General features: G+C 60.2%; 23 protein-coding genes. 10 read left to right on the plus strand and 13 right to left on the minus strand.

Features of this window, described 5'->3' with window-relative positions; genetic code table 11:
- Positions 1-19: 19 nt before the first annotated feature.
- Complete coding sequence (locus tag BLQ09_RS05595; protein WP_003176780.1) at positions 20-1378, minus strand: glutamine synthetase family protein; 1359 nt, start codon at positions 1376-1378, stop codon at positions 20-22.
- Positions 1379-1975: 597 nt separating this feature from the next.
- On the opposite strand from BLQ09_RS05595, the gene BLQ09_RS05605 reads away from it, so the two are divergent.
- Positions 1976-3352 (plus strand): glutamine synthetase family protein, encoded by a 1377-nt coding sequence (locus BLQ09_RS05605; RefSeq protein WP_003213894.1) that lies wholly within the window; start codon positions 1976-1978, stop codon positions 3350-3352.
- Between the two features lie 213 nt (positions 3353-3565).
- Positions 3566-4195 carry a TetR/AcrR family transcriptional regulator gene (locus BLQ09_RS05610; protein ID WP_065924363.1) on the plus strand — a complete coding sequence of 210 codons (630 nt, stop codon included), beginning with the start codon at positions 3566-3568 and terminating at the stop codon, positions 4193-4195.
- 121 nt (positions 4196-4316) lie between these two features.
- On the opposite strand, the gene BLQ09_RS05615 is transcribed toward BLQ09_RS05610, so the two are convergent.
- From BLQ09_RS05615 to argE, 10 genes are all read right to left on the minus strand, one after another.
- The gene (locus tag BLQ09_RS05615; RefSeq protein WP_003176783.1) at positions 4317-4532 is read right to left on the minus strand and encodes a TOBE domain-containing protein; all 216 of its coding nucleotides are present in this window, start codon (positions 4530-4532) and stop codon (positions 4317-4319) included.
- A 28-nt stretch (positions 4533-4560) separates the two neighbouring features.
- Positions 4561-5367, minus strand: a complete 807-nt coding sequence (gene ssuB / locus BLQ09_RS05620) for an aliphatic sulfonates ABC transporter ATP-binding protein (protein ID WP_027608400.1) — start codon at positions 5365-5367, stop codon at positions 4561-4563.
- A complete protein-coding gene (gene ssuC / locus BLQ09_RS05625) occupies positions 5364-6152 on the minus strand; it encodes an aliphatic sulfonate ABC transporter permease SsuC (protein ID WP_027608399.1) in 789 nt (262 codons plus the stop codon). Before ssuC ends, ssuB begins: the two co-directional genes overlap by 4 nt.
- A gap of 9 nt (positions 6153-6161) precedes the next feature.
- The gene (gene ssuD, locus BLQ09_RS05630) at positions 6162-7310 is read right to left on the minus strand and encodes an FMNH2-dependent alkanesulfonate monooxygenase (RefSeq protein WP_027608398.1); all 1149 of its coding nucleotides are present in this window, start codon (positions 7308-7310) and stop codon (positions 6162-6164) included.
- Between the two features lie 25 nt (positions 7311-7335).
- On the minus strand, positions 7336-8304 hold the full coding sequence (locus tag BLQ09_RS05635; RefSeq protein ID WP_027608397.1) for a sulfonate ABC transporter substrate-binding protein: 969 nt from the start codon (positions 8302-8304) through the stop codon (positions 7336-7338).
- Positions 8305-8403: 99 nt separating this feature from the next.
- Positions 8404-8997 (minus strand): NADPH-dependent FMN reductase, encoded by a 594-nt coding sequence (gene ssuE / locus BLQ09_RS05640; RefSeq protein ID WP_027608396.1) that lies wholly within the window; start codon positions 8995-8997, stop codon positions 8404-8406.
- 201 nt (positions 8998-9198) lie between these two features.
- Positions 9199-9837 (minus strand): peroxiredoxin, encoded by a 639-nt coding sequence (locus BLQ09_RS05645; RefSeq protein WP_027608395.1) that lies wholly within the window; start codon positions 9835-9837, stop codon positions 9199-9201.
- A 291-nt stretch (positions 9838-10128) separates the two neighbouring features.
- The gene (locus tag BLQ09_RS05650) at positions 10129-11499 is read right to left on the minus strand and encodes an OprD family porin (protein WP_092355760.1); all 1371 of its coding nucleotides are present in this window, start codon (positions 11497-11499) and stop codon (positions 10129-10131) included.
- 596 nt (positions 11500-12095) lie between these two features.
- On the minus strand, positions 12096-13397 hold the full coding sequence (gene argA / locus BLQ09_RS05655; RefSeq protein WP_027608393.1) for an amino-acid N-acetyltransferase: 1302 nt from the start codon (positions 13395-13397) through the stop codon (positions 12096-12098).
- Between the two features lie 133 nt (positions 13398-13530).
- Positions 13531-14679, minus strand: coding sequence for an acetylornithine deacetylase (gene argE / locus BLQ09_RS05660; RefSeq protein ID WP_092355762.1), 1149 nt, complete (start codon positions 14677-14679; stop codon positions 13531-13533).
- Between the two features lie 158 nt (positions 14680-14837).
- Between argE and BLQ09_RS05665 the strand changes: the two genes are divergently transcribed.
- A complete protein-coding gene (locus tag BLQ09_RS05665) occupies positions 14838-16205 on the plus strand; it encodes a CYTH domain-containing protein (RefSeq protein ID WP_027608391.1) in 1368 nt (455 codons plus the stop codon).
- A gap of 41 nt (positions 16206-16246) precedes the next feature.
- Here the strand turns inward: BLQ09_RS05665 and BLQ09_RS05670 are convergent, their stop codons facing one another.
- Entirely contained in the window at positions 16247-16717 is a 471-nt protein-coding gene (locus BLQ09_RS05670) for an Lrp/AsnC family transcriptional regulator (RefSeq protein WP_010207358.1), read from the minus strand.
- 127 nt (positions 16718-16844) lie between these two features.
- Between BLQ09_RS05670 and BLQ09_RS05675 the strand changes: the two genes are divergently transcribed.
- The 7 genes from BLQ09_RS05675 (at position 16845) to BLQ09_RS05705 (ending at position 22925) form a co-directional block, all read left to right on the plus strand.
- On the plus strand, positions 16845-17183 hold the full coding sequence (locus tag BLQ09_RS05675; RefSeq protein WP_092355766.1) for a hypothetical protein: 339 nt from the start codon (positions 16845-16847) through the stop codon (positions 17181-17183).
- Between the two features lie 83 nt (positions 17184-17266).
- Positions 17267-18946 (plus strand): GspE/PulE family protein, encoded by a 1680-nt coding sequence (locus BLQ09_RS05680; RefSeq protein ID WP_092355769.1) that lies wholly within the window; start codon positions 17267-17269, stop codon positions 18944-18946.
- A 77-nt stretch (positions 18947-19023) separates the two neighbouring features.
- The gene (locus BLQ09_RS05685; RefSeq protein WP_027608388.1) at positions 19024-19944 is read left to right on the plus strand and encodes an SPFH domain-containing protein; all 921 of its coding nucleotides are present in this window, start codon (positions 19024-19026) and stop codon (positions 19942-19944) included.
- Positions 19945-19954: 10 nt separating this feature from the next.
- Positions 19955-20401, plus strand: a complete 447-nt coding sequence (locus tag BLQ09_RS05690; RefSeq protein WP_027608387.1) for an NfeD family protein — start codon at positions 19955-19957, stop codon at positions 20399-20401.
- Positions 20402-20470: 69 nt separating this feature from the next.
- Positions 20471-20788, plus strand: a complete 318-nt coding sequence (locus tag BLQ09_RS05695) for a DUF2388 domain-containing protein (RefSeq protein ID WP_092356087.1) — start codon at positions 20471-20473, stop codon at positions 20786-20788.
- Positions 20789-20951: 163 nt separating this feature from the next.
- Entirely contained in the window at positions 20952-21623 is a 672-nt protein-coding gene (locus tag BLQ09_RS05700; protein WP_027608385.1) for an outer membrane protein, read from the plus strand.
- 159 nt (positions 21624-21782) lie between these two features.
- The gene (locus BLQ09_RS05705; RefSeq protein ID WP_027608384.1) at positions 21783-22925 is read left to right on the plus strand and encodes a DegT/DnrJ/EryC1/StrS family aminotransferase; all 1143 of its coding nucleotides are present in this window, start codon (positions 21783-21785) and stop codon (positions 22923-22925) included.
- Positions 22926-22990: 65 nt separating this feature from the next.
- Here the strand turns inward: BLQ09_RS05705 and gcvH are convergent, their stop codons facing one another.
- On the minus strand, positions 22991-23374 hold the full coding sequence (gcvH, locus tag BLQ09_RS05710; protein ID WP_027608383.1) for a glycine cleavage system protein GcvH: 384 nt from the start codon (positions 23372-23374) through the stop codon (positions 22991-22993).
- Between the last annotated feature and the right edge of the window lie 26 nt (positions 23375-23400).

The raw sequence follows: 23400 nt of genomic DNA on the forward strand, positions 1-23400 counted from the left end.
GCCCCGTGCGCCCGGCGCATCAGACGGCGAAGAGCAGGAATTCCCGCTCCCACGAACTGATCACGCGCTTGAAGTTTTCATGCTCGGCCCGCTTGACCGCGACGTAGCCTGTGATGAATTTCTGACCCAGGTATTTCTCGATGGTCTTGCTGTTTTCCATGCGTTCCAGGGCGTCTTCGATGGTCAACGGCAGGCGCAGGTTGCGGCGCTCGTAACCACGCCCCACCACCGGGGCGCTGGGGTTATGGCCTTCGACCATGCCGATGTAGCCACACAGCAGGCTGGCGGCAATCGCCAGGTACGGGTTGGCGTCGGCGCCCGGCAGGCGGTTTTCCACGCGACGGTTCTGCGGGCCGGCATCCGGTACGCGCAGGCCGACGGTGCGGTTTTCTTCGCCCCACTCCACGTTCACCGGCGCCGAGGTGTCGGGCAGGAAGCGGCGGAACGAGTTCACGTTGGGGGCAAACAGCGGCAGCAACTCAGGGATGAACTTCTGCAGGCCGCCAATGTGGTTGAGGAACAGCTGGCTCATGGTCCCGTCTTCATTGGAGAAGACGTTCTTGCCGGTGGCGATGTCGATGATGCTCTGGTGCAGGTGCATGGCGCTGCCGGGCTCGCCGGTCATCGGCTTGGCCATGAAGGTGGCCGCCACGTCGTGCTTGAGCGCGGCTTCACGCATGGTGCGCTTGAACACCAGGATCTGGTCCGCCAGGGACAGGGCATCGCCGTGACGGAAGTTGATTTCCATCTGCGCCGTGCCGTCTTCATGGATCAGGGTGTCGAGGTCCAGCTCCTGCAGCTCGCACCAGTCGTAGACGTCTTCGAACAGCGGGTCGAATTCGTTGGCGGCTTCTATAGAGAAGGACTGGCGGCCGGTCTCCGGGCGCCCGGACCGACCGATCGGCGGTTGCAGCGGGAAGTCCGGGTCTTCGCAGCGTTTGGTCAGGTAGAACTCCATCTCCGGCGCCACGATGGGCTGCCAGCCTTTGTCGGCGTAGAGCTTGAGGACTTTCTTGAGCACGTTGCGCGGCGACAGCTCGATCGGGTTGCCTTGCTTGTCGTAGGTGTCGTGGATCACCTGGGCGGTCGGCTCGATGGCCCAGGGCACCAGGAACACCGCGTTCTGGTCGGGGCGGCAGATCATGTCGATGTCTGCCGGGTCGAGCAATTCGTAATAGATGTCGTCTTCGACATAGTCGCCGGTCACGGTCTGCAACAGAACGCTCTCGGGCAGGCGCATGCCTTTTTCGGCGATGAACTTGTTGGTCGGCGAGATCTTGCCCCGGGTGATACCGGTCAGGTCGCCAATCATGCATTCGACTTCTGTGATCTTGTGGTCTTTCAACCAATCGGTGAGCTGGTCGAGGTTGTTACTCATAAATGCCTCTGGGCTGGGTTTCCTGGCATCCATTAAAGGCCAGGCGTTGGTTGACGCAGCATCCGCGTCGTTTTTTCGTTCAGGGTAGGAGCTTACCTGCCATTTGCTGCAGCGTTGCATTCCTCAAGCCAAAGTCGTGCAGAATCATGAGCGGCCGCGCGGATGGCAGCCGGTCAGTGGCAGTCGAGGAGGCAAAAAAGAGAGCGGATGGGCCGTCAAGAATATTGGCCGGTGCGTGGGCATTCACGCGGGACGAACGGACTGCGGACAAAGCCTGGCTGAAGCAGGCTGAGACGCCGATTGGCGGCAGGCGAGACATGAAGCACCCCGGTATTATTGCTGTTATGGGTTTGAATCGAGCTTAGCCTTGTTCATTTTTTTACACAACACCCCCGTAAAAAATACAACACGGCCCGCTCAAGCCTGCGAGTCCCAAGCCGGTCAAACCGAAAAAACCGCCCCAAAAAGCCCCAAAAGTGCGGTCACGGCGCTTTTTTAGGGCAAAAAAGGCCTCGCTTGACTTCGGCATGCCGTTCGGGTTGACTGAAACCAGAAAAGATCAATGATTGATATTTTTAACAACAAAGGTGTTGCATCATGTCGGTACCCCCGCGTGCCGTTCAGCTTAACGAAGCGAACGCGTTCCTTAAGGATCATCCTGAGGTTCTGTACGTAGACCTTCTAATTGCGGATATGAATGGTGTGGTGCGCGGTAAGCGCATCGAACGCACCAGCCTCCACAAGGTTTACGAGAAGGGCATTAACCTGCCTGCCTCTTTATTTGCCCTGGATATCAATGGCTCGACGGTGGAAAGCACCGGCCTGGGCCTGGACATCGGTGATGCTGACCGAATCTGTTATCCGATCCCTGACACCCTGTGCAATGAACCCTGGCAAAAGCGCCCTACCGCGCAACTGCTGATGACCATGCACGAACTTGAAGGTGAACCTTTCTTCGCCGATCCGCGCGAAGTGCTCCGCCAAGTTGTAAGCAAGTTTGACGACCTCGGTCTGACCATCTGCGCCGCCTTCGAGCTTGAGTTCTACCTGATCGACCAGGAGAACGTGAACGGCCGCCCACAACCGCCCCGCTCGCCGATCTCCGGCAAACGCCCGCACTCGACACAGGTCTACCTGATCGACGACCTCGACGAATACGTCGACTGCCTCCAGGACATCCTGGAAGGTGCCAAAGAGCAAGGCATCCCGGCCGACGCCATCGTCAAGGAAAGTGCCCCGGCGCAGTTCGAAGTGAACCTGCACCACGTGGCCGACCCGATCAAGGCCTGCGACTACGCGGTACTGCTCAAGCGCCTGATCAAGAACATCGCCTACGACCATGAGATGGATACCACCTTCATGGCCAAGCCTTACCCAGGCCAGGCAGGCAACGGTTTGCACGTACACATCTCGATCCTGGACAAGGACGGCAAGAACATCTTTGCCAGCGAGGATCCCGAGCAGAACGCCGCATTGCGTCACGCGATCGGCGGTGTGCTCGAGACCCTACCCGCCCAAATGGCATTCCTGTGCCCTAACGTCAACTCCTACCGTCGTTTCGGCGCACAGTTCTACGTGCCGAACTCGCCGTGCTGGGGCCTGGACAACCGCACCGTGGCGATTCGCGTACCGACCGGCTCGTCCGACGCCGTACGTATCGAACACCGTGTGGCCGGTGCCGACGCCAACCCTTACCTGCTGATGGCTTCGGTCCTTGCAGGCGTGCACCACGGTCTGACCAACAAGATCGAGCCGGGCGCCCCCGTGGAAGGCAACAGCTACGAGCAGAACGAACAGAGCCTGCCGAACAACCTGCGCGATGCCCTGCGCGAGTTGGACGACAGCGAGGTGATGGCCAAGTACATCGATCCTAAATACATCGATATCTTCGTCGCCTGTAAGGAAAGTGAGCTGGAAGAGTTCGAACACTCCATCTCCGACCTTGAGTACAACTGGTACCTGCATACGGTCTAAACGACGGCTGCATTGACTGTGGTGCGGGCTTGCCCCGCGCTGGGCTGCGTAGCAGCCCCCAACACAGGCGCCGAGTTCTTTCTGAAGGAACTCGGCGTTTTTTATGGGGGCCGCTTCGCAGCCCAGCGCGGGGCAAGCCCGCTCACCCCAACAAGCGGTATGGATCATCCCCAGGCTCTGCGTACAATGCCCGCTGCCTTGTAGGAGACTTCCATGCCCACCCGCCCCGCCGCCCCTCGCAAACCCCGCGCCCGCAGCCAGGCACGGATCGACGCGATTCTCGATGCCGCCCGCACCTTGCTGGCCGCCGAAGGCGTGGCGAGTTTGTCGATCTACAGCGTGGCCGAGCGCGCGCAGATCCCGCCGTCGTCGGTGTATCACTTTTTCGCCAGTGTGCCGGCGCTGCTGGAGGCACTGACCGCCGATATACATGCAGCCTTCCGCTGCGCCATCCAGGCCCCCATCGAGCATGATTCACTCAAGCATTGGCGCGACCTGTCCTACATCGTCGAACAGCGCATGCTGACCATCTACAGCAACGACGCCGCCGCGCGCCAGTTGATCCTGGCCCAGCACGGGCTGACCGAAGTGACCCAGGCGGACCGCCAGCATGATCTGGAGCTGGGGGATTTGATGCTGGAAGTGTTCGACCGCCACTTTGAAGTGCCGAGCTTGCCAACCGATGTGGATGTGTTTGCGCTGGCGTTGGAATTGAGTGATCGCGTGTATGCGCGTTCGGTGCATCAGCATGGGCTGATTACGCCGCGTATGGCTGAGGAAGGGATGCGGGTGTTTGATGCGTATGTGGGGCTGTATTTGCCGGCGTATCTGCCTAAGCGCTGAATCCTGGGTTGGCTGGGCCGGCCTCATCGGGGGCAAGCCCCCTCCCACATTTTGAATGTGCTCACAGATCAATATGTGGGAGGGGGCTACACCCCGATGACGGCCTCAAGAGCGACGCAAATCACAACTTGGCGATCGACACCTCAGTCGACTTCACAAAGGCAATCACTTCGCTGCCAATCACCAGCTCCAGCTCTTTGACCGAGCGGGTGGTGATCACGGACGTGACGATACCGGATGCAGTCTGCACGTCGATTTCCGACAGCACGTCGCCGACGACGATTTCCTTGATGGTGCCTTTGAACTGGTTACGCACGTTGATGGCTTTAATAGTCATGGTGGACTTCCTTCGTAGGACAAGTGAGTTATTGAGCCCAACGCAATTGCGTAGGCAGCGGTGAAACAGGTTCGGGTTCCGGCGGTGTGCCGGGCAACGACAGCACACGGTTAAGTACTTGCGCTTCCAGTGCGGCCAGGCGATGTGAGCCTCGGGCCCGTGGGCGCGGCAGATCGACGATCAGGTCGAGGCCGATTTCGCCGTCTTCGATCAGGATCACCCGGTCGGCAATGGCCACGGCTTCGCTGACGTCATGGGTTACCAGCAACACGGTGAAGCCGTGTTTTTGCCAGAGGTTTTCGATCAGTTGCTGCATCTCGATACGGGTCAGGGCGTCCAGGGCGCCCAGCGGTTCGTCGAGCAGCAGCAGGCGCGGCTGGTGAATCAAGGCGCGGGCCAGAGCCACACGCTGCTTCTGGCCACCGGACAAGGCCGCCGGCCACTCATTAGCACGCTCGGCCAGGCCGACCGCTTCCAGGGCTTCCAAGGCTTTAGGGCGCCAGTTGCCTTTGAGGCCCAGGCCGACGTTGTCGATAATCTTTTTCCACGGCAGCAGGCGCGCTTCCTGGAACATCAAGCGCGTGTCTTCAATCGCCTCGCTCAGCGGCGCCGAACCGGCCAGCAGCTCGCCGCCGCTGGCTTTATCGAGGCCGGCCAACAGGCGCAGCAAGGTACTTTTACCGCAGCCACTGCGACCAACCACGGCCACGAACTGGCCCGCCGGAATGTGCAGATCGATTTCCTTGAGTACTTCCCGCGCGCCGAAGGCCTTGCGCAATTTGCGCACCGCCAGGGGAATCCCCTTCAGCAGGCGCGGAGGTTGTTGAGCGGTCATGCCGCACCTCCTTTATTCACTTGGTAAGCCGGGTGCCAGCGCAGCCATACACGCTCCAGACCGCGAGCGGCCAGGTCGGCCAGCTTGCCGAGGATGGCGTACATCACGATGGCCAACACCACCACATCGGTTTGCAGGAATTCGCGGGCGTTCATCGCCAGGTAACCAATGCCGGAGCTGGCAGAGATGGTTTCCGCCACGATCAGCGTCAGCCACATAAAGCCCAGGGCAAAGCGCACACCCACCAGGATCGACGGCAGCGCACCCGGCAGGATCACTTGCCAGAACAGGCTGAAACCGGACAAACCGTAGCTGCGCGACATTTCCACCAGCGCCGGGTCGACGTTGCGGATGCCGTGGTAGGTGTTCAGGTAGATCGGAAACAGCGTGCCGAGGGCCACGAGGAAAATCTTCGCGGTCTCGTCGATGCCGAACCACAGGATCACCAGCGGAATCAGCGCCAGGTGCGGCACGTTGCGGATCATCTGCACCGAGCTGTCCAGCAGGCGTTCGCCCCACGTCGACAGGCCGGTGATAAACCCCAGCGCCAGGCCGATGCTGCCACCGATCACAAAGCCCAGGCCGGCACGCCAGCCACTGATAGCCAGGTGCGTCCAGATTTCGCCGCTGCGCACCAGGTTGACCCCAGCCTCAATCACCGCGCTGGGCGCCGGCAGGATGCGTGTCGACAACCAACCCGCGGACACCGACAACTGCCACACCGCCAGCAATAAAATCGGCAGCACCCAGGGCGCCACGCGATGGCTCAATTTTTCCAGGTTCATGGCGCCGCCTCAGCTCTGTGACGCAGCTTTGGGAAGGATGTCGTTGGCGACCATTTCGCCGAACGGGCTTACGTAACCGGCGCTTTTCGGCAGCTCGGGACGTTCGATATCCAGGTGCGGGAACAGCAGCTCGGCGACCCGATACGATTCTTCCAGGTGTGGATAACCGGAGAAGATAAAGGTGTCGATGCCCAGCGCTGCGTACTCCTTGACCCGCTCGGCAACCGTCGGGCCATCGCCCACCAGCGCGGTGCCCGCACCGCCACGCACCAGGCCGACGCCGGCCCACAGGTTGGGGCTGACTTCCAGGTTGTCGCGGTTGCCGCCATGCAAGGCCGCCATGCGCTGCTGGCCGACAGAATCGAAGCGCGCCAGGGAAGCCTGGGCACGGGCGATGGTGTCGTCGTCCAGATGGGAGATCAGTTTGTCGGCGGCTTTCCAGGCTTCTTCGTTGGTTTCGCGCACGATCACATGCAGACGAATGCCGAAGCGCACGGTGCGCCCTAGCTTCGCCGCCTTGGCCCGCACCTGTTCGATCTTCTCGGCGACGGCGGCCGGTGGCTCGCCCCAGGTCAGCACCATCTCCACTTGTTCGGCGGCGAGGTCCTGGGCCGCTTCGGAGGATCCCCCGAAGTACAGCGGCGGGCGCGGTTGCTGGATCGGCGGGTAGAGCAACTTGGCGCCTTTGACGCTGATGTGCTCGCCGTCGTAATCCACGGTTTCGCCTTCCAGCACGCGGCGCCAGATGCGGGTGAACTCCACCGAAGCCTGGTAGCGCTCTTCGTGACTGAGGAACAAGCCATCGCCGGCCAGCTCTTCCGGGTCACCACCAGTCACCAGGTTGAACAGCGCGCGGCCGCCGGACAGGCGGTCCAGGGTCGCGGCCTGACGCGCCGCCACCGTCGGGGAAATGATCCCGGGGCGCAGCGCGACAAGGAATTTCAAACGCTGGGTCACCGGGATCAGCGAGGCGGCCACCAGCCACGAGTCTTCGCAGGAGCGACCGGTGGGGATCAGCACCCCGCCGAATCCCAGGCGGTCAGCGGCCTGGGCCACTTGCTGCAGATAACCGTGGTCGACGGCGCGAGCGCCTTCGGCGGTGCCAAGGTAATGGCCGTCGCCGTGGGTAGGCAGGAACCAGAAAATAGTGAGGCTCATGGAGTTGTCTCCTGAAGAAATCGGATTACGGCGCTTTAGCCACGGCAGCCGGTGGCGTCCAGATCACGTCCTTGATGCTCAAGGGCTTGGGGATCAATTTGAGTTGGTAGAAGCTGTCGGCGATTTTCTGCTGGGCCGCCACCACTTCCGGGGTCAGGAACAGCGCGCCGTAGCCCTGGCGTTTCACCGAGGTCAGGGTAATGTCTGCCGGCAGGCCCAGCAGCGGCGCGACTTGTTCGGTCACTTCCTGGGGGTTGGCCTTGGACCACTCGCCCACCGCGCGCACTTCTTCGATCAGCGCCTTGACCACTTCCGGATGCTTTTCGGCGTACGGCTTGGTGGCCAGGTAGAACTGGTGGTTGTCGGCAATGCCGGTGCCGTCACGCAAGGTACGCGCTTGCAGTTGTTTCTCGGCGGCGGCCTGGTACGGGTCCCAGATCACCCACGCATCCACGCTGCCACGCTCGAAGGCGGCACGGGCATCGGCGGGCGGCAGGAACACGGTCTGCACGTCGGTGTATTTCAGGCCGGCGTCTTCCAGGGCACGCACCAGCAGGTAGTGCACGTTGGAGCCTTTGTTGAGCACGACTTTCTTGCCCTTGAGCTCGGCCACCGATTTGATCGTCGAGTCTTTCGGCACCAGGATCGCTTCACTGGTGGGCGCTGGCGGCTCGTAGGCCACGTAGAGCAGGTCGGCACCGGCGGCCTGGGCGAAGACCGGCGGGGTTTCGCCGGTGACACCGAAGTCGATGGAACCCACGTTCAGGCCTTCGAGCAGTTGCGGACCGCCGGGAAACTCGGTCCATTGCACCTGCACACCTTGGGCGGCCAGGCGTTTTTCCAGGGTGCCCTTGGCCTTGAGCAGCACCAGGGTGCCGTATTTCTGGTAACCGATCCGCAGGGTCTCGGCGGCTTGAGCCTGAACAATGGCGCCGAAGGACACAGCCGCAGCAAACAGTGCGACCAGACCACGACGCAAGATGACAGTGCGCATGGCGCTCTCTCCAAATAGTGCGATGAGGGGGTTGGCTGCACCTGCTTGGCCGTTGGCGGCTGAGTAAGGTGAGTACATCTATATAGCGGTGAGGCTGACTTAAATGCTCCAGCGAGCACTCAACAAACGTTCATTCAACACATGCGGGTCCAACGGTTTCGGACGACGGGCCATGGCGCCGTAAAGCGTCTCCAGGGCCTCGTGCAAACGGTGTTCGAGGACCGGTACCAGTTGTGCCTGGGCACTGCCTTCGCCGTAGGCGATCTGGCTGTCTTCGGCAAAGATGCCGTGGAGCAGCTCCTGGGCTTTGAGGGCCGACAATACCGGCTTCAAGGCGTAATCCACCGCCAGCATGTGAGCGATGCTGCCGCCGGTCGCCATCGGCAACACAACCTTGTGGGCCAGGGCGCGCTCCGGCAGCAGGTCGAGCACGGTTTTCAACGCACCGGAGAACGAAGCCTTGTACACCGGCGTGGCGATCACCAGGCCATCCGCGTTAGCCACCTGTTGCAGCAGGTCGATGACCTTGGGGCTGTCGAAGCGTGCATGCAGCAAGTCTTCAGCCGGGAAGTCCCGTATCTGGTAACTCACCACTTCAACGCCTTTGTCTTGCAACCACTGACGGGTTTTTTCCAGCAAGACCCCGGAGCGGGAACGCTGGCTGGGACTGCCTCCAAGTGTTACGACCAACATGCAGGAATTCCTTGAGCAAGTGCCGGCGGTTCGCTGTGTGGCGATGGCGCCAAGATGGAACAGACCTTATCAGCAGATTCATATATCTATAAATCTTATTTTTTCATTTGTTTATTCTTTAAATGCATATGAGGTTTGTAGGTCGCCAGGCGAAAAAAAAGGCCGTAGAAACGGCCTGAAAACCCCTGCTGTGAGTCAGTTTCAACGATTGGGCTGTGGAGTAAGCCGCAAATACGGCTTCACCGCCCGATAGCCCTTCGGAAAGCGCTTCTTGATCTCTTCCTCATCCTTGAGTGACGGCACGATCACCACCTCATCACCGTCCTGCCAGTTGGCGGGGGTGGCGACTTTGTAGTTGTCGGTCAGTTGCAGCGAGTCGATGACCCGCAGGATTTCGTGGAAGTTACGGCCGGTGCTGGCCGGGTAGGTGATGGTCAGGCGGATCTTCTTGTTCGGGTCGATCACGAACAAGGAACGCACGGTGAGGGTGTCACTGGCATTCGGGTGGATCAGGTCGTAGAGGTCCGAAACCTTGCGGTCGGCGTCAGCCAGGATCGGGAAGTTGACGACGGTGGCCTGGGTTTCGTTGATGTCTTCGATCCACTTGTGGTGCGAATCCACCGGGTCCACCGACAGGGCGATGGCCTTGACGCCGCGCTTGGCGAACTCGTCCTTGAGCTTGGCGGTGAAGCCCAGCTCCGTGGTGCACACCGGGGTGAAGTCCGCCGGGTGGGAAAACAACACACCCCAGCTGTCGCCCAGCCATTCGTGGAAACGAATCTTGCCGGCGCTGGAATCCTGTTCGAAGTCGGGGGCGATATCGCCCAGTCTTAGGCTCATGGTGTGGCTCCTGGTGAGTGCTTATGGAGCCCACTGTGCATGGATTGCGGATTATTTAAAAAGAATAAATATCGATTTATCTAGACGATAAAGGAATATTAAAAATCTGTTCATTGGACGCGGGAAAGGGCGAGGCGCAACATCGTTTCCAAGGTTCGAGAAGGCCTTGAGACGCTGTACAAAGAGGGGTTCAGGAAGGGCTTGCGGGGGTTTAGCCCGACTTGAAAAGCAAGACACCTTGCCCGGCGTGCGCCGGGCAAGGTTTTACGGTCTTACAACAGCTTCACGCGACTAGAACAGTGGCAGCGAGTAGCTGACGATCAGGCGGTTTTCGTCCTGGGAACGGGTGTTCGCCAGGTCGGTGCGCCACATAGCGTTTTTCCAGGCAACGCCAAGGTTTTTCAGCGGGCCTTCTGGAATCACGTAAGCAACGGTGATGTCACGTTCCCACTCGGATTGACCGGTGATTTCAGTACGACCAGCGTTGGTGCCTACGGTGTCGATGTCGCTACCCTTGAGGTAAACGACACCAGCAGTCAGGCCAGGTACGCCGACTTTAGCGAAGTCGTAAGCGTAGCGAGCTTGCCAGGTACGCTCGCCGGCGCGGGCAAACTTCTGGATCTGCATGTCAGTCGTCAGGTAAGCCGACGAACCGTCGCCCTGGTTCAACCAAGGGAAGTCGCTGCTGCCGTTGCTGACCTGGTAACCACCACCGAAAGTGTGGCCGGCAACGGTGTACAGGAACAGGCCGCTGTACAGGTTGTTATCAACCTTACCTTTGCCGCCGCTGAAACCGTTGTAGTTACCGCTGCTGTAGTAAGCAGGGGTGTTGCCGTTTTTACCATCGTCGGAGCTGTTGAAATAACGCAGGTCAGACTTCAAAACGCCCGGGCCGATTGCCCAGTTGTGAGTCAGGCCCAGGAAGTGCTGCTTGTAGAAGTCTTCCAGGTTGCCGTAGTAGTACTGGGCGGTCAGGTCTTTGGTGAGTTTGTAGTCACCACCCGCATAGTAGAACTTGTTAACGAAAGTGCCTGTGTTGTAGTTGGAGCTACCGTTGGCACCACCAATCGACAGGTTTTCGTTGTTGCTGGAGTTACGACCCTTGGCCTTTTCCACCTGACCAGCAACCAAGGTCAAATCCTTGATGTCGTTGGTAGTGATCTGGCCACCTTGGAAGGTCTGCGGCAGCAGACGACCATCGTTGGTCACGATAACCGGCAACTTAGGCTGCAGGGTGCCCAACTTCAGTTCGGTTTGGGAGATCTTGACCTTGCCGGTCACGCCCAGGCTGGCGAAATCGTTAACAGCCGTGTTGCCATCGCTCGGGAACACAGTACCGCCAGATGCGGTGCCGTTGTAGTTACCGTGTTCAGCACGACTCGAATCCAGGCGCACGCCGTACAGGCCGATCGCATCAACGCCGAACTGAACGGTACCTTGGGTGTAACCCGAGATGAAACGCAGGTCGAAGCCTTGGCCCCATTCAGCGTTCTTGCTGCGGGTGTTCGAGGTCGACGATGGGTGGCCATCACGGTTATCGGTGTTGATGTAAAAGTTACGCGCACTCAGTGTGGCGTGGCTGTCTTCGATGAAACCGGCAGCGCCTGCTTGCTGAGCGATTACGCCCAAAGCTACAGACAGTGCCAAGGTGGACTTCTTCATGTACCGCTCCTCTCGTTTCTAATTTTTGTATTTCTTTGGTCTCGGGTCTGACGCCCTCGATCCACAGATGCGCGATTAGCACCGGATAGTGACTGACAAGTCAATCGTAACCTTGTGTGTCTACTACCTTCGTCTAACCACCGTTGATTTGGTCCCTGCAGGGTAATGAGTTTTTCATACACCCAAAAAGAATTATTTCATTCTTTTTCATACGATTCAGGAATAAGACTTTCCGTGACGTGGACAGGCCAGCATAGACCACTCGCCACACAAGCTAATTCCTAAAGGGTATTTGTTAGAGCTTTTTTAGATCGATTAGTGTGGCCGCGCTGTTGCATACGTCACCCACGATCAAAAAGGCGACGCCATCATGGCCAAAGGCACATCCTCCCGTCAATTTGTTACAGTTTTTGTGTCACTAATCGTTTCTTTTGCTGTCCAAGCCGCCCACTCGACGATTCAGGTGTTTGCAAGCGCCCACACTCTATCCATAGCCGCCCACCTGTTATCGGCGTCAGATCAAGAATGCTTAAACTTTAGTCGTGCGTGACGGCAGGCTCTTACACGAGCCTGCCCGGTGACTTGGGGGTAGGGTTCTACAAGGCCTTCTCGAAAATCTTCGAGTTACGCTGGTAGTTGTACAGCGAGGCCCGTGCCGAGGGCAGGCGATCCACGCTGCTCGGCACAAAGCCGCGCTCACGGAACCAGTGGGCAGTCCGCGTGGTAAGTACGAACAGCGTCTTCAACCCCTGCGCCCGGGCACGGGTTTCGATACGCTCCAGCAGCTCATCACCCCGCCCGCCATGGCGATACTCCGGGTTCACCGCCAGGCAAGCCAGTTCACCCGCGTCCGAATCGGCGATCTGATACAACGCCGCACACGCGATGATCATGCCTTCGCGCTCAACCACGCTGAACTGCTCGATCTCACGCTCGAGCACTTCCCGCGAACGGCGCACCAGGATGCCCTGTTCTTCCAGGGGGCTGATCAGGTCGAGCAAGCCGCCGACGTCTTCAATCGCCGCCTCGCGCACCCGTTCGAATTGCTCCTGGGCCACCAGCGTGCCGCCGCCATCGCGGGTGAACAGTTCGGTGAGCAAGGCACCGTCTTCGGCGTAGCTGACAATGTGGCTGCGCCCTACCCCGCCCCGGCAAGCCTCGGCCGCTGCATCAAGCAATTCGGACTGGTAGTTGCTGCTGCCCAGGCGTTGCAGGTGTGCCGGTACTTGTTGCGGGCGCAGTTCGCGGACCAGGCGGCCATTTTCATCGATCAGGCCGAGATCAGCGCCGAACAGCAGCAGTTTGTCCGCCCCCAGGTCGATGGCGGCGCGGGTGGCGACGTCTTCGCAGGCCAGGTTGAAGATCTCCCCCGTAGGCGAATAGCCCAGGGGCGACAGCAGCACAATGGAGCGCTCATCCAGCAGGCGATTGATGCCCTTGCGGTCGACCCGGCGCACTTCGCCGGTGTGGTGGTAATCCACGCCTTCAAGCACGCCGATAGGCCGCGCCGTCACCAGGTTGCCGCTGGCCACCCGCAGGCGCGAGCCCTGCATCGGCGACGAGGCCATGTCCATCGACAGGCGCGCTTCGATGGCGATACGCAGGTGGCCGACCGCGTCGATCACACACTCCAGCGTCGCGGCATCGGTGATGCGCATGCCTTCATGGTAAGTCGGGACCAGGCCGCGCGCTTCAAGGCGCGCTTCGATCTGTGGGCGCGAACCGTGCACCAGCACCAGGCGCACGCCCAGGCTGTGGAGCAGCACCAGGTCGTGGACGATATTGCCGAAGTTCGGATGATCCACGCCGTCGCCGGGCAACATGACCACAAAGGTGCAGTCGCGGTGGGCGTTGATGTAGGGCGAAGCGTGACGAAGCCAATTAACGTAGTCGGGCATGGAACCTGGGCCTGTAATAAAAAGCAGCCGAAAAAGGATGAGTCGTGAAAACGCACAGCGGGCTGATGGTTATCGTCGGAACAGGCTTGGCGACACGCTCGCTCTCCTTATGTACGAATGGACAGGGGTTAATTTACGCAGGTTTCAGGCAGTAATGTTCGATCAGTTCCCGCAATAGACGCACTGTAGGCGTCAAGCGTGACATTTCGAGGTATTCGCCCGGTTGGTGGGCACAGGCGATGTCGCCAGGGCCGAGCACCAGGGTTTCACAACCAAGGCGCTGAAGATAAGGCGCTTCGGTGCCGAACGCTACTGCTTCGGCACGATGCCCGGTCAATCGTTCCGCGACCCGCACCAACTCGGCGTCTTCGACCTGCTCGAACGGCGGCACTGCGGGGAATAACGGCGCGTAGTCGATCTTGACTTTATGGCGCTCGGCCAGGGGTTCGAGCTTTTGCCGGATCGCCGCACGCAGCACTGCGGGGTCCATGCCCGGCAAGGGCCGCAGGTCGAATTCCAGGGAGCATTGGCCACAGATGCGGTTGGGGTTGTCGCCACCATGGATACAGCCGAAGTTCATGGTCGGTTGCGGCACGCTGAATTGCGGGTTGCGGTACTCGCGCTGCCAGGCCAGGCGCAGGCCGCGCAGCTCGCCGATGGCGTCATGCATGGCTTCCAGGGCGCTGTGGCCCAGGCTTGGGTCCGACGAATGGCCGCTTTGGCCGAGAATGTCGATGCGCTCCATCATCACGCCTTTGTGCAGGCGGATCGGCTTGAGGCCGGTCGGTTCACCGATCACCGCCGCGCGGCCCAGCGGGCGCCCGGCTTCGGCCAATGCCCGGGCACCGGACATGGAGCTTTCTTCATCGCAGGTGGCGAGGATCAGCAACGGTTGCTTGAACGGTTGGTCCAGCAGCGGCAACACCGCTTCAATCGCCAGCGCGAAAAAACCCTTCATGTCGCAACTGCCCAATCCTACCCAGCGGCCGTCGACTTCCGTCAGCTTGAGCGGATCGGTCTTCCACAACGCAGCGTCATAAGGAACGGTGTCGCTATGGCCGGCCAATACCAGGCCGCCGGGGCCTGTGCCAAAGCTGGCCAGCAGGTTGAATTTACCGGGGCTGACCGGTTGGATGTCAATGGAGAACCCCAGGTCGCCCAACCAACCGGCGAGCAAATCGATCACCGGTCGGTTGGTCTGGTCGAGAGACGCCTGGGTGCAACTCACCGAAGGCGCGGCAATCAGCGCGGCGAACTGCTCTTTCATGGACGGTAACGGCATACGCGGTCTCCCTACTTCCCGGATGAGCCCCACTATAGAGGCATCTGCACGAGACAATAAACCGTTGCGGCGCGTTGCCGGGCTCAGTCCTGTACACTGCACGACCTTGGCAGCCACTCTTTTCCCCGGCTGCGCTCCCGATCCTGGATTTTCCGGCCATGCAGAAAGAAACCGAAATCAAGCTCCGCGTCAGCCGCGAAACACTCGCCGCGCTGCGTGAGCACCCGCTACTGAAAAAACGCAACAAAAGTGGCTGGGAACGCCGTGAGTTGATGAACCAGTACTTCGACACCCCCGAGCGTGACCTGGCCCAGGCCAAAGTCGCCCTGCGCCTGCGCAAGGACGGTGACGAGATTATCCAGACCCTCAAGACCCGTGGCCAAAGCGTCGCCGGCCTGTCGGAACGCAATGAGTACAACTGGGACCTGCCCAAGGCCAAGCTCGACGTAAAGAAACTCGACGGCGATTGCTGGCCCGAGCAACTGGCCGAGCTGGACAAAAAGACCCTCAAGCCGATCTTCACCACCGACTTCGTGCGCGAGCGCGCCGAAATCGCCTGGGGCCGTGGCAAGGCCAAGGTGGTGATCGAAGCCGCCCTGGACCTGGGCCATGTGGTCGTGGGTAAGCAGAAAGAAGAAATCTGCGAGCTGGAACTGGAACTGCGCGAAGGCGAGCCGGCTGCGCTGCTGGAGTTGGCCGCCGAGCTGGCCGCCACCCTCGCACTGATGCCGTGTGACATCAGCAAGGCCGAGCGCGGCTACCGCCTGTACGACGCCAGCAGCTACTCCCTGAGCCTGCCGGCGCCGCAGATCCACGCCGAAATGCCGCTGGACGACGCCTTCGCCGCAATCATGTGGCACCTGCTCGGCAGCAGCCAGCGCCTCGCCGAGCAATACCGCTTCAATGGCCACTGGCGTCTGCTGCAGGACTGGGTCGACAACCTCGGCGAACTGCGCGCCCTGATCGGCAGCCTCGGCCAGGCCGCGCCGCGTCAATCCACCAGCGAACTGCGCAGCGCACTCGATGCACTGCTGGAAGACTGGCGCCCGCTGGTCCAGGCCGGTGACGACGACGAAGACATCCGCAAAGCCGCACCCGAGCAGTTTGCCGAAGAATTGGACGACGTGCGCTGGGGCTTGTTCTCGTTGAACATGTCACGCTGGCTGATGGCCCGCACCTGGACTGCCGACCGCAACGTGCGCGGCAACCGCCAGGGCGCCGCGCAAATCACCAACTGGCTGCCGCGCCTGCTGGCCGACGATGCCGTCGCCCTGCAACTGCCGCGCTACCAGCAGCAACCGGAAGACCTGGCCGAGCAACTGCCGCGCATCGAACGCATCCAGGCCTGGCTGCACCATGCGCGTAACGTGGTGGACATTGCGGAACTGGATCGTTTGTACGGCGAGCTGAACAAGCTGGCGCAACTGGCCAACCAGCCGATCACCGACGAGTCGCTGGATGCGCGCATGCATCAGGCGATTGCGGTGTATCAGAACCGTGCCTGGAAGACCCTGCTGCGCCTGTAATATCGCCATCGGGGGCCTAGCCCCCGATGAGGCCGATCCTGTCAGCGCAATACTGGCAGGCTGGTGGTCGACTTGATCTCGGACAGCGCCACGATCGAGTTGACCTCCTGAATCCCCGGCACCATCGATAACTTCTCGAAGAAAAACCGCTCGTACGCCTCAATGTCCGACGTCACGATGCGTAGTAGAAAGTCCACCGCCCCCATCAGCACATAGCACTCCAGCACTTCCGGAAACCCACGAATCGCGTCGGTGAACTCGGTGAAGTTGGATCGGCCGTGGGCGTTGAGTTTGACCTCGGCAAAGATCTGCGTATTCAGGCCGATCTTCTTGCGATCCAGCAGAGTGACCTGGCCGCGAATCACTCCTTCTTCCTTGAGCCGCTGGATGCGTCGCCAGCACGGCGACTGGGACAGGCCGACCTGTTCGGCGATCTGCGCGCTGGACAGCGAGGCGTCCTCTTGCAGCAGGGCCAGGATGCGGCGGTCGTAGGCGTCCAATTCGCTGTGCATAAAAATACCTTGAAGGCTGTCTTTTCTGAATTGAACGATTCGATTAATCGCAAATCATGCCCATCTTAGATAAGAAATCTCCCGAAGCGAATGTAAAAATTTCTCCATTCGAATCTGGAGAGTCAGCATGCATGCCGTCGAAACCACCCACCCTCTGACCCGCGTCGATGCGTGGGCTGCCAGCAGCACCCATTGCCAGGCGCATTACCGGATCGTCGCCGAGGCGGAGCCCGATGTGTTGTGTCGGGTACTCAACTATTTTGCGTTGCAGTTCCTGACACCGAGCCAGGTCAACGTGAGCCGCCAGGAAGACCTGCTGAACATCGATATCGTGATGGATAGCCTGAGCTGGCATCGCGCCCAAGTGATCGCCGAAAAGATTCGAAACCTGATCAGCGTGTGCACGCTGCATGTATGGCGCGCTGATTCCGTGGGGCCGGTGGCCGTGGCGGCAGCAGCTCGGTAAAGGCCTGCAACATACGCTGGGAGGAAGATATTCGGCGGCTGGCTAGCCTGAAATGTCGTCCGAGGCTACCCAGGAACACCTTCATGTCTGCTGATCACCGATTGGAACTGCATCAGTTGCTCCCGGCGCTGGTCGAGGGAGGGCTGATTGCTCCCGACATCGCGCAGCGCTTATCAGCGCTGCCCGCCGGCAATGCCCAGCACCCGTTGGAGTGCATCGCCGCCCATGGGCCTTCCCTGGAAACCCTGACCCAGTGGCTTGCCCAACATGTGGGGCAACCTTATTGGCGCATCGACCCGCTGAAGATCGATGTTGCAACGGTCGTGCCGCTGATGTCCCACGCATTTGCCCAACGCCACGCCATCCTTGCGGTGGCCGTGGACGCGCAGACCGTCACCGTTGCCAGCGCCCAGCCCCATGTCACCAGTTGGGAATCGGGACTGGCACAAGTGCTCCAGCGCTCGATCAGGCGCGTGGTTGCCAACCCCCAGGACATTCAGCGTTGTATCAGCGAATTCTACCGGCTGGCGAAGTCCGTCAGCGGTGCGGATCAAAAGGTCGCGGGGCCTGGCAACGTCGAGTTGCTCAACCTCGGCGCCAGCGACCAGGAGCCGGACGCCAACGACGCGCATATCGTCAATATCGTCGACTGGCTGTTGCAATACGCGTTCGCCCAGCGGGCCAGTGATATTCATATCGAGCCGTGCCGTGAACAAGGCCGCGTGCGCTTTCGCATTGATGGGCTGCTGCACGACGTCTATCAATTTCCACCCCAGGTGACGATGGCGGTGGTCAGCCGCCTGAAAAGCCTCGGGCGGATGAACGTCGCGGAAAAACGCAAACCCCAGGACGGCCGGGTCAAGACCAAAAGCCCTGCAGGCACAGAAGTCGAGTTGCGGCTGTCGACCCTGCCCACCGCCTTTGGCGAAAAACTGGTGATGCGGATTTTCGACCCGCAGGTGCTGCTCAAGGACTTTGACGAGCTGGGCTTGTCGGCCGAGGACCAGCAGCGATGGCACGACATGACGCGCCACACCAACGGCATCATCCTGGTCACGGGGCCTACCGGTTCAGGCAAGACCAGCACCCTCTACACCACGCTCAAACACTTGGCGACCCGGGAGGTCAATCTTTGCACCGTGGAAGACCCGATCGAGATGGTCGAGCCGGCGTTTAACCAAATGCAGGTACAGCCCAATATCGACCTGACCTTCGCCAGCGGCATCCGAGCCCTGCTTCGCCAGGACCCGGACATCATCATGATCGGCGAGATCCGCGATCGGGAAACCGCCGAGATGGCGATCCAGGCCGCATTGACCGGGCATTTGGTGCTCTCGACGCTGCACACCAACGATGCGCCCAGCGCCATCAGCCGCTTGCAGGAACTGGGCATTGCTCATTATTTGATCAAGGCCACGTTATTGGGCGTAATGGCGCAGCGCTTGGTGCGCTTGCTGTGCCCTCATTGCAAGCGGGTGGCGGGCGATGCTCACGAAGCGGTAGGGTGTGCAGAATGTCGAAACAGCGGCTTTCGCGGGCGCGCCGGGGTCTACGAGATCATGGTGCTGAATGACTCGCTCAAGGCGCTGATCACGCCAGGCGCCGACGCGCAGTCCCTGCGCAGGGAGGCGGTGGCGCAAGGCATGTGCGGCCTGCGCATGGCCGGCGTGGGTAAAGTCAAGGCGGGGCTGACCACAATGGCCGAGGTATTGCGAGTGACGCCTGGGGATTCGGTAACAAATGCGTTGATTACGCCGTGCTGAAACCGTTCTTATCGGTGACAAGACCGTTACAATCCGCCGAACGTCGTTTAACTGACACCATCAGATAGGGAATCGCTATGCAGATCGGAACCGTACTGCTTCTTTTCGTGGGCCTGGCCATCGCCATCCTGTTCATGGGCTTCAAGGTGGTACCCCAGGGCTATCAGTGGACCGTCGAGCGCTTCGGCCGGTACACCAACACCCTCAAGCCGGGCCTGAACATCATCATCCCGGTCATGGACCGCATCGGCCGCAAGATCAACGTGATGGAAAGCGTGCTGGATATCCCGCCCCAGGAAGTCATCACCGCCGACAACGCCACCGTGCAGATCGACGCCGTGTGCTTCTTCCAGGTGGTCAATACCGCCCAGGCCGCCTACGAGGTCAACAACCTCGAACACGCTATCCGCAACCTGCTGCAAACCAATATCCGCACGGTGCTCGGCTCCATGGAGCTGGATGCCATGCTCAGCCAGCGTGACGGCATCAACGAAAAACTGCTGCGCACCGTCGATGAAGCCACGGCGCCGTGGGGCATCAAGATCACCCGGATCGAAATCAAGGACATCAGCCCGCCCGCCGACCTGATGGCCGCCATGTCCGGCCAGATGAAAGCCGAGCGGATCAAGCGTGCACAGATCCTGGAAGCCGAAGGCCTGCGGGCATCGGCGATCCTGACGGCCGAAGGCAAGAAACAGGCACAGATTCTTGAAGCCGAAGGTGGGCGCCAGGCCGCGTTCCTGGAGTCTGAAGCCCGTGAGCGTCAGGCAGAGGCTGAGGCCCGCGCGACCCAGGTGGTTTCCGAAGCGATTGCCACCGGCAACGTACAGGCCATCAACTACTTCGTCGCGCAGAAATACATCGATGCCCTTGGCAAATTGGCGTCGGCCAATAACAGCAAAGTGATCCTGATGCCGCTGGAAGCCAGCCAGGTGATCGGCGCTGTCGGCGGCATCGGCGAAATCGTCAAGGCAACCTTCGACAACAAGAAAGCCTGAGGCGATCGCCATGTGGGATTTCCTGCAGCATCTTTCGTTCTGGGATTGGCTCGCACTGGGTACGGTGCTATTGATTCTTGAAGTATTCGGCGCCGGTGGCTACCTGCTGTGGATGGGCATAGCTGCGGCAGCCGTGGGCGTGATCAAGTTTCTGGTGCCGCCGCTCGGGCTGGAGTGGCAACTGTTGCTGTTCGCTGTGCTGTCGATATTGACAGCGGTGTACTGGTGGAAACGCCAGCGCAGCAGTGCCAAAGCCAGTGACCAGCCGGGGCTCAACGAGCGTGGCTCGGAGCTGATCGGCCGTGTGTTCGTGGTGCATCAGGCGATTGTGGAGGGTCGGGGCAAGGTAAAAGTCGGTGACGGCGTCTGGATGGTAACCGGCCCTGACAGCCCTGTAGGCGCTCAAGTGCGTGTGGTGGGCCTGGATGGCGTGATCTTGAAGGTAGAAACTGTTTAGTCAGTGATGGAACTCGGCTGGGCTAACTGCAATCAAACGGTACAGATCACCCACCCGGAGTCACCCATCATGCGTCTTAAATATGCTGTCGCTACCCTCGCTGTGCTTTCCCTTCCTGTCGGTTCAGCCATGGCCGACAGTTTCTGGCGCAATGTCATCTCGTCGGGCGCCACGACCGGCTCGACCTACCTGACCTTCAAGGACCACAAACTGGTGGTTGCCGCACAAGACGACGCAGGCAGCTTCGTTGCCAGCGACGGCGGTATCCGCGGCCCGTACCTGGAATCCGCCATGCAGAAAGTCCGCGCCGATAACCCTGGCCTGCAGGCCACGGATATGGAACTGGCCAACGCCATCCTGGCGAAAAACGCTATCGCCGCCGAGTAAAACCGCCGGTTAAAACAGCCGCTCCCTGGGAGCGGCTTTTTTGTGCCGCTTTTCTTCCTACAGCAAAGACTGATGAGTTGACGATTGAACAGGAGAAGTCCTCTCGATCACTGCACTCGCCCGACGACAAGCTATCGATTCCACCCTTCCCCTCAGTGAATCGATAACCATGCGAAAACTATCTTCCTTTCTGTTCCTCACTGCTATTGCAACGCCTTATGCACAGGCAGAGGCCTGGTACGGCTCGGCAAAATTCAACAGTGCACGCCAGAATCTATCCAGCGCACTGTTGACCAGCCCGCGCGTCAACGAACGAGTGGAAGCGCCTGATAGCACTAAAACATTCACCGGATCCTACGCGGTAGGTTATGCCTTCGCCAATGGCTGGCGCGCGGAAGGGGAATACACCCTCTCCGGCAGCTCGACCTTCGACTCCTTCTGGTCGCCCTTCAATGCCAACGTCAACCGTCTTGAAGCGGACAGCCAGCGCTTGATGGTCAACGGCTATAAAAACATACCGCTCACCCATTGGCTCTCGTTCTACGGCATGGCGGGGATGGGCGTCGCGCAAATTGATGCCGAGGGTTTTCAGAGCAATGACACCCGTCGCTTTGCCAGCCACCGCCAATATAATTTTGCCTACAGCGTAGGCTTGGGCCTGGATGCCAAGGTCAACGACCGCATTGCCTTTGGCACAGGTTGGCGCTACGTGGACATGGGCCGTATCGAGACCGGCTACAACACCTTCACCAACCGGATAAACGCTCGTGATGAACAGCTCAAGGGCAAGCTCAAGGAGCAGAGTGTGTTCTTTGAAACCCGTGTGTACTTCTGACCGGCAACAGGACATGCCGCCGTTCAAGCGGCACTTCCGTGTCCGTGGCATGACGATTCATTCACAGGCGACAGGCTATATTCAGTCTAACCGTGCCACCATGCCGGGACTGAACCCTCGCTTACTCATCGCCAATCTGAAACGGATGCCTTCGTCGTCATGAGCCAACAGCCCTTTCTGCCGTTCTCCAAACCTACCATCGATGAAGCCACCATCTCGGCGGTCGGCGATGTACTGCGCTCGGGCTGGATCACCAGCGGACCGAAAGTGCAGGCTTTCGAGGCGCAGCTATCGGAATACTTTGGCGGCCGGCCGGTGCGCACCTTCAACTCGGGCACTTGCACCATGGAGATCGCCTTGCGTATCGCCGGTATCGGGCCCGGCGATGAAGTCATCACCACACCGATCTCCTGGGTCGCAACAGCCAACGTGATCCTGGAAGTAGGCGCCACGCCGGTGTTCGCCGACATCGACCCGGTCACCCGCAATATCGACCTGGCCCAGGTGGAAGCCGCAATCACCCCGCGCACCAAGGCGATCATCCCGGTGTACCTGGCCGGCCTGCCCCTGGACATGCCGATGCTGTACGCACTGGCCAACAAGTACAACCTGCGCATCGTCGAAGACGCCGCCCAGGCCCTGGGCTCCAGTTGGGATGGCGAACGCATCGGTTCCACCGGGGACTTTGTATCGTTCAGCTTCCAGGCCAACAAGAACATCACCTCTTCCGAGGGCGGTTGCCTGGTGTTGAACAATGCCGAAGAAGCCCGCCTGGCGGAAAAATACCGCCTGCAGGGCGTCACCCGCACCGGCTTCGACGGCCTGGACGTGGATGTACTGGGCGGCAAGTTCAACATGACCGACATCGCTGCAGCCATCGGCCTGGGGCAGTTTGCCCACATCGAGAAGATCACCGCCCATCGCCAGCATCTGGCCCGGCACTACTTCAAATGTTTCGGCAGTGATTTCGAAGAAAAGTACGGCGCGCAACTGCCGCCGGCCGACTTCGAAAACAGCAACTGGCACCTGTTCCAGTTGGTGCTGCCGGAGCGCCAAGACGGGCTGCCCGCCCGCGCCACCTTCATGGAGAAAATGCAGGCACAGGGTGTTGGCATTGGCTATCACTACCCACCGATTCACCTGCTGAGCCTTTATCGGGCACAGGGGTTCAAGGAAGGTATGTTCCCGGTTGCGGAAAAGGTTGGACGTTTGATCGTGTCGTTGCCGATGTTCACGGCGATGACAGAGGCAGATGTGGAGCGGTCGGTGGCGGCGGTAAAGGCGGTCCTGAAGGCGGACTGAACACTCACGGCCCAGCACGATTGAATGTGGGAGGGAGCAAGGCCCCTCCCACAGGGGGCTCGCGCTTACTCGCCGATGACTGCTTTGTAGCCAGCCGCATCCAGCAGCTTTTCCAGATCAGCCGGGTTGCTTGGCTTGAGCTTGAAGATCCACGCGCCGTAAGGGTCGGAGTTCAGCAGCTCAGGGCTAGCACCCAGCTCCTCGTTGACGGCAATCACTTCACCGGCAACCGGGGCGTAGATATCCGAAGCAGCCTTCACCGACTCAACCACACCTGCCTGGCCTTCGGCTTCAAACGTAGCGCCGACTTCGGCCAACTCAACAAACACCACATCACCCAAAGCTTCCTGAGCATGGTCGGAGATCCCGACGGTCACCGTACCGTCAGCTTCCAGACGGGCCCATTCGTGACTTTCGGCAAAACGCAGGTCGGCAGGGATATCGCTCATAGTCTGTGTCCTCAAGAAGAAATGTC

The organism is Pseudomonas sp. NFACC25, assembly GCF_900100935.1.
GTDB lineage: Bacteria > Pseudomonadota > Gammaproteobacteria > Pseudomonadales > Pseudomonadaceae > Aquipseudomonas > Aquipseudomonas marginalis.

Coding starts and splice junctions, on each gene's coding strand:
- BLQ09_RS05595 (WP_003176780.1), bottom strand. CDS start 1,378: ATGAGTAACAACCTCGACCAGCTCACCGATTGGTTGAAAGACCACAAG.
- BLQ09_RS05605 (WP_003213894.1), top strand. CDS start 1,976: ATGTCGGTACCCCCGCGTGCCGTTCAGCTTAACGAAGCGAACGCGTTC.
- BLQ09_RS05610 (WP_065924363.1), top strand. CDS start 3,566: ATGCCCACCCGCCCCGCCGCCCCTCGCAAACCCCGCGCCCGCAGCCAG.
- BLQ09_RS05615 (WP_003176783.1), bottom strand. CDS start 4,532: ATGACTATTAAAGCCATCAACGTGCGTAACCAGTTCAAAGGCACCATC.
- ssuB (WP_027608400.1), bottom strand. CDS start 5,367: ATGACCGCTCAACAACCTCCGCGCCTGCTGAAGGGGATTCCCCTGGCG.
- ssuC (WP_027608399.1), bottom strand. CDS start 6,152: ATGAACCTGGAAAAATTGAGCCATCGCGTGGCGCCCTGGGTGCTGCCG.
- ssuD (WP_027608398.1), bottom strand. CDS start 7,310: ATGAGCCTCACTATTTTCTGGTTCCTGCCTACCCACGGCGACGGCCAT.
- BLQ09_RS05635 (WP_027608397.1), bottom strand. CDS start 8,304: ATGCGCACTGTCATCTTGCGTCGTGGTCTGGTCGCACTGTTTGCTGCG.
- ssuE (WP_027608396.1), bottom strand. CDS start 8,997: ATGTTGGTCGTAACACTTGGAGGCAGTCCCAGCCAGCGTTCCCGCTCC.
- BLQ09_RS05645 (WP_027608395.1), bottom strand. CDS start 9,837: ATGAGCCTAAGACTGGGCGATATCGCCCCCGACTTCGAACAGGATTCC.
- BLQ09_RS05650 (WP_092355760.1), bottom strand. CDS start 11,499: ATGAAGAAGTCCACCTTGGCACTGTCTGTAGCTTTGGGCGTAATCGCT.
- argA (WP_027608393.1), bottom strand. CDS start 13,397: ATGCCCGACTACGTTAATTGGCTTCGTCACGCTTCGCCCTACATCAAC.
- argE (WP_092355762.1), bottom strand. CDS start 14,679: ATGCCGTTACCGTCCATGAAAGAGCAGTTCGCCGCGCTGATTGCCGCG.
- BLQ09_RS05665 (WP_027608391.1), top strand. CDS start 14,838: ATGCAGAAAGAAACCGAAATCAAGCTCCGCGTCAGCCGCGAAACACTC.
- BLQ09_RS05670 (WP_010207358.1), bottom strand. CDS start 16,717: ATGCACAGCGAATTGGACGCCTACGACCGCCGCATCCTGGCCCTGCTG.
- BLQ09_RS05675 (WP_092355766.1), top strand. CDS start 16,845: ATGCATGCCGTCGAAACCACCCACCCTCTGACCCGCGTCGATGCGTGG.
- BLQ09_RS05680 (WP_092355769.1), top strand. CDS start 17,267: ATGTCTGCTGATCACCGATTGGAACTGCATCAGTTGCTCCCGGCGCTG.
- BLQ09_RS05685 (WP_027608388.1), top strand. CDS start 19,024: ATGCAGATCGGAACCGTACTGCTTCTTTTCGTGGGCCTGGCCATCGCC.
- BLQ09_RS05690 (WP_027608387.1), top strand. CDS start 19,955: ATGTGGGATTTCCTGCAGCATCTTTCGTTCTGGGATTGGCTCGCACTG.
- BLQ09_RS05695 (WP_092356087.1), top strand. CDS start 20,471: ATGCGTCTTAAATATGCTGTCGCTACCCTCGCTGTGCTTTCCCTTCCT.
- BLQ09_RS05705 (WP_027608384.1), top strand. CDS start 21,783: ATGAGCCAACAGCCCTTTCTGCCGTTCTCCAAACCTACCATCGATGAA.
- gcvH (WP_027608383.1), bottom strand. CDS start 23,374: ATGAGCGATATCCCTGCCGACCTGCGTTTTGCCGAAAGTCACGAATGG.